The organism is Acidithiobacillus sp. M4-SHS-6 (assembly GCF_047421495.1).
Classification (GTDB): domain Bacteria; phylum Pseudomonadota; class Gammaproteobacteria; order Acidithiobacillales; family Acidithiobacillaceae; genus Acidithiobacillus.
In genome coordinates this window covers 542,617-554,737 of sequence record NZ_CP175559.1, presented here as the reverse complement: position 1 = coordinate 554,737, position 12,121 = coordinate 542,617, and the positions used below count along the sequence as shown (strand labels likewise).

Annotated in this window: 11 protein-coding genes; 3 read left to right on the top strand and 8 right to left on the bottom strand. The window is 59.0% G+C overall.

Features of this window, described 5'->3' with window-relative positions; genetic code table 11:
• Positions 1-23: 23 nt before the first annotated feature.
• The 3 genes from ACJU26_RS02735 to ACJU26_RS02725 all read right to left on the bottom strand — a co-directional run bounded on the left by ACJU26_RS02735 (position 24) and on the right by ACJU26_RS02725 (position 1,768).
• Positions 24-365, bottom strand: coding sequence for a hypothetical protein (locus tag ACJU26_RS02735; protein WP_414041027.1), 342 nt, complete (start codon positions 363-365; stop codon positions 24-26).
• Positions 366-379: 14 nt separating this feature from the next.
• Entirely contained in the window at positions 380-553 is a 174-nt protein-coding gene (locus ACJU26_RS02730) for a hypothetical protein (RefSeq protein ID WP_414041026.1), read from the bottom strand.
• 348 nt (positions 554-901) lie between these two features.
• Positions 902-1,768: an IS630 family transposase gene (locus ACJU26_RS02725; protein ID WP_414041025.1), complete on the bottom strand. Its 867-nt coding sequence runs from the start codon at positions 1,766-1,768 to the stop codon at positions 902-904.
• Positions 1,769-1,850: 82 nt separating this feature from the next.
• On the opposite strand from ACJU26_RS02725, the gene ACJU26_RS02720 reads away from it, so the two are divergent.
• From ACJU26_RS02720 to ACJU26_RS02710, 3 genes are all read left to right on the top strand, one after another.
• Positions 1,851-2,102 (top strand): tyrosine-type recombinase/integrase, encoded by a 252-nt coding sequence (locus tag ACJU26_RS02720; protein WP_414041024.1) that lies wholly within the window; start codon positions 1,851-1,853, stop codon positions 2,100-2,102.
• Between the two features lie 260 nt (positions 2,103-2,362).
• The gene (locus ACJU26_RS02715; protein WP_414041023.1) at positions 2,363-3,262 is read left to right on the top strand and encodes a DUF535 family protein; all 900 of its coding nucleotides are present in this window, start codon (positions 2,363-2,365) and stop codon (positions 3,260-3,262) included.
• A 296-nt stretch (positions 3,263-3,558) separates the two neighbouring features.
• Positions 3,559-4,707: a glycerate kinase gene (locus ACJU26_RS02710; RefSeq protein WP_414041022.1), complete on the top strand. Its 1,149-nt coding sequence runs from the start codon at positions 3,559-3,561 to the stop codon at positions 4,705-4,707.
• Here ACJU26_RS02710 and glcF read toward each other — a convergent pair.
• The 5 genes from glcF to ACJU26_RS02685 are packed head-to-tail and all read right to left on the bottom strand — an operon-like array spanning position 4,704 to position 12,063.
• A complete protein-coding gene (gene glcF, locus ACJU26_RS02705) occupies positions 4,704-5,945 on the bottom strand; it encodes a glycolate oxidase subunit GlcF (protein WP_414041021.1) in 1,242 nt (413 codons plus the stop codon). The genes ACJU26_RS02710 and glcF overlap by 4 nt on opposite strands.
• Before the next feature lie 10 nt (positions 5,946-5,955).
• Positions 5,956-7,017, bottom strand: coding sequence for a glycolate oxidase subunit GlcE (gene glcE, locus ACJU26_RS02700; protein WP_414041020.1), 1,062 nt, complete (start codon positions 7,015-7,017; stop codon positions 5,956-5,958).
• Entirely contained in the window at positions 7,017-8,489 is a 1,473-nt protein-coding gene (locus tag ACJU26_RS02695) for an FAD-linked oxidase C-terminal domain-containing protein (RefSeq protein ID WP_414041019.1), read from the bottom strand. Before ACJU26_RS02695 ends, glcE begins: the two co-directional genes overlap by 1 nt.
• Positions 8,486-9,832, bottom strand: a complete 1,347-nt coding sequence (locus ACJU26_RS02690) for a four-carbon acid sugar kinase family protein (RefSeq protein WP_414041018.1) — start codon at positions 9,830-9,832, stop codon at positions 8,486-8,488. The genes ACJU26_RS02695 and ACJU26_RS02690 overlap by 4 nt, the downstream gene beginning before the upstream one ends.
• Positions 9,833-9,846: 14 nt before the next feature.
• Entirely contained in the window at positions 9,847-12,063 is a 2,217-nt protein-coding gene (locus tag ACJU26_RS02685; RefSeq protein WP_414041017.1) for a phosphoketolase, read from the bottom strand.
• Between the last annotated feature and the right edge of the window lie 58 nt (positions 12,064-12,121).

Genomic DNA, 12,121 nt, shown 5'->3' with positions numbered 1-12,121 from the left:
AGATGCTGAATACTATACGACTTCTATCCGATGGATCGGATCACTTCCTGCACAGACTTTTCCAATTGCTCTAAACGGGAAAGCACGGAATCTGGATAAATGGGCTGGCGCATTCCCAGGATGGCGGTCATGAGTGTATCGAAGCGGGCATTCAGCCCGCGTATCTCTCCGCGCAAATCGGTCAGTCCATTGTCCATGCGCATTTCCAAGCGTTCATGTCTAGCGTTGCCGTCGCGGATTTCCTCACGAATTTCCTGCACGTTTTTGTCCAGGCTGTCGAGACGCCCCTGAATATCCCGGATGCTGGGCGCAATCGCGCCTTCTATCAGTTTGCGTAGGCTTTCAATGGTTTCCTGAACGTCCATCCTGTAATTCCCCCTTACTTTCTGACTTTGTACGCCGCCACTGCGGACAGGTCAATAATGGCGCTGTGGATGGTCGCCGCCTGCCGTCTGGCTCTTTTTCTGCTGCGGTATGCCGCCGATGCCGCCCGCTGCGCGGCTTTGCGGTCGGGGTGGATTCTCGGTCTGCCGCGCTGCTTTGTGGTTTCCATGATTTCTCCTGCTGCTGAAAGTATCTCATATTATATATGACGGAAATAGAAGTTGTAATAACTATATATGCCCGTCATACATATCTAACATGAACAGGTATCCCCTTGCATTGGTGAAAAACCCCTGGGATGTTATGTTTTCCCGAAGAGGTCAGAGAGTTATATCTCGGATCATTCTTCTATTAACCCGGCCCTTAAATACCCTTCGCATACTGGGCGGGCCTAAAATAGCTAGCTACCTTATGCGGCATTTGGCGTAGGCCCTGCATGAAAGCCTGCGCTTTTTCCAGTGTGAATCCTTGTCAGTACTGACGGCACCAATGCGCAGTGCCGTTTTAAAATCCCGATTCAGGTATTCATCCGGATTGGACTCCAGTGCATAGGAGGCAGGAAAATCAGCTCAATCCGATCTTTTTTATCGGCCAACCACGCCGTCACTACCTTGGCATGATGGACACGCAGGTTATCCACGACCAGATAGATTTTCTGCGGAGCATCTTGAATCAGCGTGTCCAGAAAAGCGATAAAACGTTCAGAATGGATACTGCCTTCAACAATCTGAAAGGCCACCTCCCCACGTGGTGAAATCGCCGAGATCATGGATAAGGAGGTCCAGCGGGCTGGCATCTCCAACACCGGCGTTTGCCCTCGGGGCGCATAGCCTCGCACCCAGTTGGCATCCTCCTTGACGGCCGTTTCATCGCCCCAATAAATGATGGCCCCCTCTTGGGCCGCCTGCGCACGCAGGCGTGGATAGTCCTGCTCCAGCCACTGGCGAACCGCTTCCGGATTTTGTTCCAGCGCCTTTTTGACCGGACGTTGTGGCGTGAACCCCCAACGTTTGAGGTACTTTCCGATCAGACGTTCCTGTAAATCCACGCCAAACTGGGTGCGTATCAAGGCCCGGATCGCCGGACGTGTCCATAAAGCAAAGGACATCTTCAATTGGCGCGGATTCCCGCGCACAATCTGATCGCGTACCCACGCCTCTGCCGTCAGACTCAGCTTGCGACACGCACCAACCGGGCGGCCGCGACGCTTCTCTCCCAGTCCGCTTTCTCCTTCTTTTCGGGCACGGGCCAACCAGCCTTTGATCGTCGTGGGGTGAGCGCCAGAAACCTGGGCAAGATCCTGAATGGTCATCCCCGATTGCTTCCGCAGGCGTACCACCATCTGTCGGAGCATCCACCTACCTTCCATCGTCAAACTGCGCACATCGATTCTTTCCATAGGCAAATTATACCACACTATTGTCGGGTATTTAAGGGCCAGGTTAATAGAAGCATTGCCCCGCAGCATGAACGGCAAAGTGTTTGGTACGACTTCTGAAGTCATCCACCAATCTTTTGGCCGTGCCTGCAAACGTGCCGACATTACCGGCCTGTGCTTCCATGATCTCCGCCATGAGGCCACCAGCTGCCTCTTTGAGAAAGGACTGAACCCCATGCAGGTGTCCAGCATTACCGGACACAAGTCCTTGCAAGTGCTGAAGAGCCATGCCCACTTACGGGCGGGGGATTGGGTGGTGTTGTTGAATGATGCCCCATAATAGTAATTTAGAATATATCAGCCCCAAAAAGGAGTGTGACTCCATGTTCCGTCTCAAAGCAGCCCGTTGCGGCCCGGACAGTCCCGCAACTCCGTCCATTCTGCCCGTCCGGCCCTGGACACACCCGCCAAAAGGGTGCACTCTGCTCATCTAAAAAGACGCAGACATATTGATTAGGTTAGACTGAAATAAAACACGGAATTATTGAATTCTGGCTGCTGTCTCTAATCCAGGCGCGGACCGACCCACATCTCGCGAAAATGGCTGATGAATGTGCCAGAGTACTCTATCCACAACAGTATCATCGCCGACTGCGCTTCCACCTGCGTACGCTGTTTTCCATGCGCGAAACAGCCATCTGGCTTGATCTACTGCACAGCGATGCGAACCTGCAAGCTTGTCTTGAACACGAGCCGGAAATGGCCGAGAAGATCCACAGACCCTACCGGCGTGCTGGAATTCGGCCCAAGACCCGCCTGGCCCTTCTCCAAGATCATATCGAGGTTATCAAAGCCCTCGACATGGCTCCGCTCATGGCCCGTGCCTATGAACAGACCGTACTTATCGCCCGCTTTGTCGACAAAAAAGATCAATCTCTGCAGTTGCTGCTCTCTCGACCCGCCCAGTTCGGCAAGGAGGGGGAACTGGCTCTGCATCTCACCGAGGGCGACAGTCGCACGCGACTGTATAGTGCCTGTTTCTCGTTCCGAAGAACGGATGGATTGAGGGAGCTGGATATTGGCTGTATGCAGGGTCCAGCAAATGAAAATGGCCGTCAGAAGATCCGTGACTTGACCCACAACTTGCACGGCCTGAGACCGCGCTCGCTGATACTCAGCACCTTGCGTTTCATCGCCATCGCCACCGACTGCGATCGGCTGCGTATGGTTGGCAATGACAACCACGTATACCGCAGCTTGGCAAAACGGCGTGAGATTGCCTTTGACTATGACGCATTCTGCACTGACGAGAAAGGAGCCAATTCGGATGGTGCTGACTGGCTTCTGCCTGTCATCGTCGAATCCAAGCCACTAAGCGAGGTGCCATCGAAGAAACGTGCGGAGACAAATAGGCGCCGTGCCTTAGTGAATGACATCCAAGATCAAGTCCTGAAACATATGTCGACGACCAGAAGCTCTGATTGCATGTCAGGCTCATAAAAAAACAAGCCACCTTTTGTGAGAACCCGCAGGCCTCGGACCCCTCAGACCGGGTATCAAGGTCTCTCGGCTGTTTTCTTTCAGAATGGGCGGCTCGGGCTAACGGGCTTTAAGAATCTCCCCAGGGTCGCCACTGGCCCTTTTGCAACACCTTGTCTGCGTGATGGTCATCAGCACTGATCTGCCTTTCTGCCCTTTGGCGAAAAAAATTGACTCATCAAGGCGACCAGCGGAGTCGGGCTGAATCTCTAAACTGGAATTGGTATCATACCAAGGCCCGAATCCAAGGAGCTTTCATGCGTATCCTCATTGTTCCGGACCACTTCAAAGGTAGTCTAACTGCAGTCCAGGCCGCAGCCGAAATTCATGCCGGTCTCGCAGAAATATACCCAGACTGGAAATATCGCTGCTTGGCACTTGCCGACGGCGGTGAAGGGACCCTGGAGGTCTTGTTGGAAAGTAGAAATGGGGAACGCATCGAACGGCTGGTACATGATCCTTTGCATCGCCGGATCAAGGCGTCTTTCGGACTATTCGATGGTGGTGAGATGGCAGTGATTGAAATGGCGGAAGCCAGTGGCCTACTCCTTTTGGCCAGCGGCGAGCGCAACCCTGAAATCTGCTCGACGCTGGGGACCGGCGAACTCATCCGGGCGGCGCTGGACAGCGGTTGCAGAAAACTGGTCATCGGCGTGGGCGGCAGTGCCACCAATGACGGTGGCATGGGAATGCTCAGCGCGCTCGGCGCCCGCTTTTATGATCGCCACGGGACGCTACTTTCACCGAGCGGCCAAGTCTTGCAGCAGATACAACACATTGATCTGGAAGAGCTGGATCAGCGTCTTGCCCATTGCACGGTCGAAGTAATCGGTGATGTGGATAACCCTTTACTGGGACCCACAGGAGCGACCCGGGTATTCGGACCCCAAAAAGGGGCGGATCCCGCGATGGTCGACCGACTCGAACGGGGCATGCAGAACTATGCCCGCTGCCTGGAAAGGGTGAGCGCCCAATCCATCAGCCGGATTCCCGGCAGCGGGGCAGCGGGAGGAATCGTTGCGGCCTGTCTCGCCGTTTTTCATGCCCGGCTACGGCCAGGTATCGACGTGATTGCCAAACTTCTCGACCTGGAAAAAGAGATTCAGTACGCCGATCTGGTCATCTCTGGCGAGGGCTGCGTAGATTCGCAGACCACCCATGGTAAGGTCGTCGCGGGTGTTGCCCGGCGAACCCGCCGTTGGGGGAAACCCCTGCTGGTATTGGCTGGCTCTCGGAGCGATGATATGGATGCTCTGCGTGAGATGGGGATCGATGTGATCCTTACCACCCTGCCCCGACTAACAGCAGAAAAAGCCATCTTCGCCGGTGGAGCCAAAACCCTTCGCGAAACTGCCCGCAATGCAGCCCTTCTGCTCCGCCTGGGAAAAAACCTGGGTTCCGGTTAGGGTAATGCCGGTTGCGCGGGCAAGACATCAGCCAGTAATTGTAGCCAGTGCTGAACGGGAACCTGAGACTTTTGCTGCAAATAGAGCTGACAACCAACATTCGCCGTCGCAATGCAATCCGGATGGGCCGCCTGCAGGTTTTCCAGCTTCCGTCGCTGTAGCTCCCCGGACAATTCCGGCTGCAGCAGGGAATAGGTACCAGCCGACCCACAGCACAAGTGGCCATCGGCTACGGGCAGCAGCTCGTAGCCAGCATCTTGCAGCAATTGCTCGATTTGGCCATGCAGGCCCATAGCGTGCTGCAAAGAGCACGGATTATGCAAGGCAATTCTTGACCGTGGACTTTTCGCCGCGCTAATACCAGCGCCCATCGAAACCATCCAGTCAGCAGGATCACGGACCAATTCGGCAATGCGCCGCGCCTTCTCGCGGTAAAGCGCATCATCTTGTAAAGATTGACCATATTCCTTGAGCATGGAGGCACACCCACTGGCGCTCACCAGGATTGCCTCTATCCCCTCTTCCACCCATGGCCACCAAACATCGATATTCCGACGCATGAAATCATGGGCTTCTTCTTCGGCGTTCAAATGCAGGCTCAAGGCCCCGCAGCATCCCGCCGACGCAGGCAGTGCCCAGGAAACACCCAGATGATCCAGTACCCGTGTCAGGGCGCGGTTGGTGTTTGGGGTCGTCACCTGCTGTACACAGCCATCAAACAGCAAGACGCGGGGATGAACGGAACCTTGCTGCGACAGGGTATCAACAGATTCGCAAGGCTCAGGAATCCGCGCTGCCCAGTCCTCCCGTAATACACCCTTCCAGGCCTGGGCAAAGCGCAGCAAAAACTGCATGCGCCGAGGATAGGGGAAGATCGACCGCAATACCACCCGGGCCAGATGCTGGGGCAAAGGCCGCGTCAGCTTTTTATCCATTTCCCGGCGACCGATTTCCGCAAGTCGCGCATACCGCACCCCTGATGGACAGGTAGTTTCACAGGCTCGACAAAGCAGACAGCGATCCAGGTGTTCCAAACTCTCACTAGAGGTTTCCTGGCCGGCCAGAAAGTCTTTGATGAGATAGATGCGCCCTCTTGGTCCATCCAGCTCATCTCCCAAAATCTGGTACGTCGGGCAGGTAGCCGTGCAGAACCCACAATGTACACAGCTACGCAGGATGGACTCGGCCTCATCGATGTCGCTGGCATTTTGAAAAGCGCTGGCAATTTGACTTTGCATAGTCGAACCCTCACAAGTCTGGGTAAAGGTGCCCAGGATTCAGGATATGGCGGGGATCGAATGCGGCTTTCAGCTGCCGATGTAGATCCATCAATGGTGCCGGAAGCAAGGGGAAAGGACTCTCCATCCCCCTGCTCCGAAAGAGCAGGGCATGGCCCCCGTAGGTCCGGGCCAGTTCCTGAAACCGATGGCGATCGCCCGCTGCCCTTAGCCAGCGCAGCCCCCCACCCCACTCCAACACCTGCGGCAAGTCCGGACAAAAAACCGGCGAGGCTGGAGCAACGGCAAAACGCCAGAGCGGCTCGGCGGGGGCAAAAAAATCCAGTCGCTGTTCCCGGAGATCTGCCCAAAACCGATCTGCCGCATCGGGACCCAGGACCTCGCCGCCCATCTCGGTCTGCGCCGCAGCCACCGCCCGTTGGGCTCCGGTCAACCGGAAGTACAGGCGACCATCCAGGTGGGCGGAACCCGTCAGGGGCAAGGGCTTGGCGGCCCAACGATTCATCCGCTGGATGGCTGTCGAGCGCGAACATTCCTGAACAAGGGTAAGGGTGTGGGCGGGCATGGGCAGCACCTTGAGAGTGGCCTCCAGGATCACCCCCAGGGTACCCAGGGCACCCACCATGAGTCGGGACAGGTCATAGCCCGCCACATTTTTCATGACCCGGCCACCGAAGCGCAAGTCCTCCCCTTTCCCGTTCAGTATGCGCATGCCAAGGACCTGATCCCGCAAGGAGCCGAGATAGGGCCGGGCCGGGCCGGAAAAGCCACAGGCCAAGGCCCCGCCCAGGGTGGCGCCGGGACCGAAGGCGGGGACTTCGCAGGCCAGGGCCTGGCCCCGTTCGGCCAAGGTCTCGTGGAGAACGGTCAGGGGGGTTCCCGCCCGGGCGGTGATGAAGAGTTCCGCCGGTTGATACTCGATTACCCCGCTGTGTCCCTGGACCGACAAGGAACGTTCCGCCTGGATTGGGCGGCCATAAAAGGCCTTGCTCCCGCCGCCGACGACGCGCAGCGGTCGACCTGCCCCATGGGCGGCCTGTACTCGTTCTTGGAGATCGGTACTCAAGTCCATCAGAAGCGCTCCAGATCCGGGAACGGCAGTGCCCCCCCGTGTACGTGCATGGCCCCCAGCTCGGCACACCGGTGGAGGGTGGGTACCGCCTTGCCTGGATTGAGTAAACCGAGGGGATCGCAGGCGGCCTTGACCTGGTGCATCTGCGCCAACTCGGCGGCCGAGAACTGCACACACATGCTGTCGAGCTTCTCGACACCCACCCCATGCTCCCCCGTGATACTGCCCCCCACCGCCACACAGAGACCCGAGATCCGTTGACCAAAGGACTCCGTCGCGGCCAGCTGTCCCGACTCGTTGGCATCATAGAGGATGAGGGGGTGCAGATTGCCATCACCGGCATGAAAGACATTGGCCACCGCCAGGCCGTATTCCTGCGACCAAAGCTGGATCTGATCCAGCACCTCTGCCAAGCGGGAACGGGGAATCGTACCATCCATACAATAATAATCCGGCGCCATGCGTCCCACCGCTGGAAAGGCCGCCTTACGCCCTTTCCAGAGCAACGCCCGCAGTTGCGGATCATGGGCTACCCGGATGTCCGTCGCCCCATGCTGCCGCAGGAAGGCCATCACCTCTTCCTCCCGCTGGACCAGCTCTTCCTCGCTACCGTCGAGTTCACAAAGCAAGATGGCCGCGGCAGCGGTGGGATAGCCGGCATGTACATAGGCCTCTGCCGCCTCGATGGCCAGTCGATCCATCATCTCCAGCCCAGCCGGAATGATCCCGGCCGCGATGATGGCGCTGACCGTCTGGGCGGCCGCCGCCACCGAATCATAGGCGGCCAAGAGGACTACCGTATCATCCGGCACCGGAAGCAGGCGTACCGTCACTTCGACGACGATACCCAGCAGTCCTTCGGAGCCAATGAATAGGGGAAGAAGGTCATAACCTGGCGCGTCGGGCCCCAAGCCGCCCAACTGCAACAGTTCCCCAGCGGCCGTCAGCACGTCCACGGCCAAAACGTTATGGACCGTCAGGCCGTACTTCAGACAGTGCACCCCGCCAGAGTTTTCCGCGATATTGCCGCCGATGGTACAGGCAATCTGCGAAGAAGGGTCGGGGGCGTAGTAAAGCCCATGCGGCCGCGCCGCTTCGCTGATGGCGAGATTGCGCACGCCGGGCTCTACCCGGGCCGTGCGATTTTCCAGGTCCAGGGCAAGGATCCGGTTCATCCGGGCAAGGGAAAGCAGTACCGCCCCGGCCACCGGGCGGGCGCCACCCGAAAGTCCCGTGCCGGCACCTCGCGGCACCACCGGAACGCCGTGCCGATGGCAAAGCCGCAGTACTGCCTCCACCTCCCGCCGGTCCTGGGGCAAAACCACACAAAGAGGGAGCTCCCGCAGCACCGAAAGCCCATCGCATTCATAGGGCGCCAATGCCTCGGCCCCCAGGCGCAGCCGTTCCGCCGGCAGGACCTCCCGAACTTCGCGCAGAAAGGCTTGCTGCGCCTCCGTAAGCTGGTTGCTCATGGTACCTCCGCATTCCGCATTCCGCGCAGCCGCCTGCGGGCCAGGACAAGGGCGTTTTCATCTCCCACGTTGCCGGGGAAGATCACTACCGGCAAACCGGGAAACTGGGGATGATCCGGGGGACATTGAAGGACCGAGCAACCAGGGATGATCTGCCCCAGGACCGGCGCCCAGCGCAGCGCCAGACCAGCACTCAGCACGTCGTTGGAGGTAATTCCTCCCTTGCTGATCAAAAAACCCAGATCCCTGGGCAGAACCCGCAGGACATCCATGAGAAAGACAGAAACCCGGGCCCCAAAGGCGAGCCGGAGATCCCGGCTGGAGAATTGTCGTTCCTGGCGACTGGTATAGATCACCACGTCGGCGCCCCGGCCATGGATACGGGCGGCCCGCTCCCGGACCTGCGCCAGCTGCCGTACTGCGCTGGGGCCTTGACAGGCATCGACGTCGATCTCGATGCCCTCCAGTCCAGGCTCCCCCAACAAGCGATCCAATTGTTCCGTGGTCTTGGGGACGTGGGAACCCACCAAGACCGCACCGGGCCGGTCCTGGCGGACCAGGCGTCCCATCTCTTCGGGGGGGATGGGTTGGGGTGGAAGGGCCGCCAGGGCGGTGAGCAGACTCGCCGCGCTGCGAAACAGAAACCGCTTGCCCGCCTCCGCCGCGCGATGCACGTCCTGGGCAAAGGCCGTGAGATCCTCCGGCCGTTCGGCATCCACAACCACACACTGATTGTCCCGGAAGGCCAGGAGCTTGGGCAGGCAGCCCTCCCGGAGATCTTCCAGGCTCAGGCGCGCCACCGCCTCGGCGCGGATCTTCCCGGCCGTCTTTTCCTCGACGTAATCGGGCAGATAACTGTGCCGATAGCCAAACACCGAATCGTTGGCAAACTCCGTCAGATGGGCCGGTATTTCTTGCCCCTGCTGACGCACGTAATGGACCCCACCGCGGGTAATGCGGCCCCCCTCGAAAAAGGCCGGTACCAGAAAATGGGCATCGAAGGGACCCAGGACTTCCGCCAGCACGTCGGTTTCCACGGGATAATGGCCACGCAGGGTGGAATCGGAACGACTGACAAAGAGGGGACGCAGCAAGGACAACCCCTCCTCTGCCGCCAGCACCCGGCGGAGATTCTCGGCAATTTCCCGAGTCACTTGCGCCGCCTGCACCGCACCCATGCTCCGAGTATTGCCAAGCACGAAACACAGGGGGGAAGGCTGGGCCAGACCCTCGGCAAGAGTCTCGGGATCCCAGCGCAGCAGCAACGGACAGGAATGGACCGTTTGAGATCCCGTGGGATCGTCATCGATGACGATGATCTTGTCGCGCCCCGCCGGCGGCATCCTGAACTCCTCCTTCATGCGAGCATGGCTTCGACCTTGGCCACGATGGCGGCACTGGTCAATCCGTTGAATTCCATCAGTTCATTGGCGCTGGCGGTGGTCTCCCCACGCCGCCAGGCCAAGAGGTCGCGGCGGCGGCTGCGGCTGCGCAGGAAAACCGGCTCCAGCGCCCCGGAACCACCACCACTGATGCCCAGGAGAAGATCTCCGGCAAACAGCGCGTGGAATTCGTCGTCCGGCAAAAAATTCCGATCCGGCTCAGCCACCGTCTCCACCGCCACGTCACCGGGACGGTACAGTTGCCGGGGATTCAGCACGCTGACGATGCGCACCCCGATGCCGGCCTGCTCCAGTTCGCTTTTGGCGGCAAAGACCGGCAGCAGCACCATGTCACCCGTCACCGCCAGCGTCACCGACCCCCTCTTTCCGGCTGGGCCGCTATAAAGCAAGGCGGCACCACGGGAGATGGCCTCCCGGGCCGCAGCCAGACTCAGATAGACCGGTAACGGACTTTTGGAGGCAATGATGGCCATGACCTTGTTCCGGCTTTCCACGGCATAGGCATAGGCCGCTTGGACCGCATTGGCATCGCAGGGGTAGAGTACGAAGACGTTACCGTTACGCATCTGGGCGGCCAGATAGTTTTCGATCTCGGGACGCTGATGTGTCCAACCATTACGCCCTTGCTCCAAGGCCCCGGCGGTGAACATGCAGACCAGGGAAGGGGTCGGCCGCCGCAATTCGGCCATGGCCTGACCCACGGTCTGGACGATGGGCCAGCCATTGATGGCAAAGGACTCGTAGGACAGCCACAGGGAACGCCCGCCAAAGAGCGCCAAGCCCGCCGCCAGTCCAGCGCAGGCATCCTCACTGAGCGGCTCATAGACCTGGCCGGTGGGCATCTGGTTGTAGAGAGGATCTTCCGTAGGGTGCCGGATTTTCAGGGCGTCATTGATGCACTTCATGGCCGAGGCTTCATTGCCGTCGGCATTGCTCACCACGAAGCGACGGTCCTGTTGTCCCAACCAAGCCACCAGCGCCCCCATCGCCGTCGCCGGCACTGCCTTTTGGCCAACGGCAAAATCCTGCAACGGAAAAGGACCCAAGGGGGCCAGTTCCCGCGTTGTCTCCGTGACTACCGTCGTGCCGGCCGGGCCGCCACCGGCGCGGGACATATTCGTCCGCACCAGATCCCAAGCCGCTGGGGCCAAGGCAAGACGTTGCAATGCCTGGCGAATCTCAGGAGATTGCAGCGTATCCTGCGGGTGCAGATTGTGGGACTTGGCACCCGTGACGTGCATCCCGGCACCCTTCAGTTGCTTGAGGACAAGAGCCACATGACGGCCGTGCAGGGCCGCTTCCGCGGCCTCTGACACCGCACGCAAGACCGCGCCCATAAACACCATGCGTTGGGAAAAGGAAAAACGGGTCGAATCCACATACGGACCGGCCTGATGGGCATCGTCGAAATCCTTGGCGTCGACGAGGAATACCTCCTCGAAGTCGTGGGCCTTCCAGTACGCGATCATCTCGGCATTACCCATGCGCGAGACCATGGAATGGTGCTCCTGGCTGAAACCATTCCACACCAATACCGGCAGATAATTGGTCACCTTGGGGTAGGCAAAATGAAAATGCTTGAAACTGCTCAGTACATAGGGCTCGCCAAAGCCACCGTCACCAATGGTCACCGGGAACAGGATGCCGGGGTGCAATAGTGCGCCCGCCATGGCGAAATGCTGCCCCTGGCCCAAAGGGCCGGCGGGTGCCAGCAAACCCGGTATGGCACCGGACAAGTGACCCAGCAGGCCATGGCGTTCCCGGAACCGCGCCATGAAATCCTGCATGTCATGAATGTTCATGGCCTCCAAAGAACCATCGAGGAACATGGCGCTGTAAAAACCCGGTGCGTGGTGGCCCACTTCCGTGACAATGTTGGTGTGCCCCAGCATGACCAGGGCAACATAAGCCTCCACGCTGGAAGCAAAACCACCGGGGTGGCCCGAAGATTTAGCGGCACATACCTGCAAGGTGCAGTAACGCAAGGCATCGGCCATCAACAGCGCCTGATAGACCACAGCCTCATCTTCGACCGAGTCTATGGCATTCTTTCCCTCGCCAATGGCAGGCGTCTGGGCCAGGCGAGCGAAATCTGGCCAAGCGGAGCCAAAAAATTCCATGCCTTCACAAAAGGATGGGCAAGGCCCCAATGCTGCGTCCGCGGAATCCATACCAAATCTCCCAATGGTCAAAAAATCCATCTAAGAGGATAGTATCCCATAGCCTATT

What these genes read in the sequence shown, in the direction of transcription:
- ACJU26_RS02735 (WP_414041027.1), bottom strand. Translation starts at nt 365, where the DNA reads ATGGACGTTCAGGAAACCATTGAAAGCCTACGCAAACTGATAGAAGGC.
- ACJU26_RS02730 (WP_414041026.1), bottom strand. Translation starts at nt 553, where the DNA reads ATGGAAACCACAAAGCAGCGCGGCAGACCGAGAATCCACCCCGACCGC.
- ACJU26_RS02720 (WP_414041024.1), top strand. Translation starts at nt 1,851, where the DNA reads ATGAACGGCAAAGTGTTTGGTACGACTTCTGAAGTCATCCACCAATCT.
- ACJU26_RS02715 (WP_414041023.1), top strand. Translation starts at nt 2,363, where the DNA reads ATGGCTGATGAATGTGCCAGAGTACTCTATCCACAACAGTATCATCGC.
- ACJU26_RS02710 (WP_414041022.1), top strand. Translation starts at nt 3,559, where the DNA reads ATGCGTATCCTCATTGTTCCGGACCACTTCAAAGGTAGTCTAACTGCA.
- glcF (WP_414041021.1), bottom strand. Translation starts at nt 5,945, where the DNA reads ATGCAAAGTCAAATTGCCAGCGCTTTTCAAAATGCCAGCGACATCGAT.
- glcE (WP_414041020.1), bottom strand. Translation starts at nt 7,017, where the DNA reads ATGGACTTGAGTACCGATCTCCAAGAACGAGTACAGGCCGCCCATGGG.
- ACJU26_RS02695 (WP_414041019.1), bottom strand. Translation starts at nt 8,489, where the DNA reads ATGAGCAACCAGCTTACGGAGGCGCAGCAAGCCTTTCTGCGCGAAGTT.
- ACJU26_RS02690 (WP_414041018.1), bottom strand. Translation starts at nt 9,832, where the DNA reads ATGCCGCCGGCGGGGCGCGACAAGATCATCGTCATCGATGACGATCCC.
- ACJU26_RS02685 (WP_414041017.1), bottom strand. Translation starts at nt 12,063, where the DNA reads ATGGATTCCGCGGACGCAGCATTGGGGCCTTGCCCATCCTTTTGTGAA.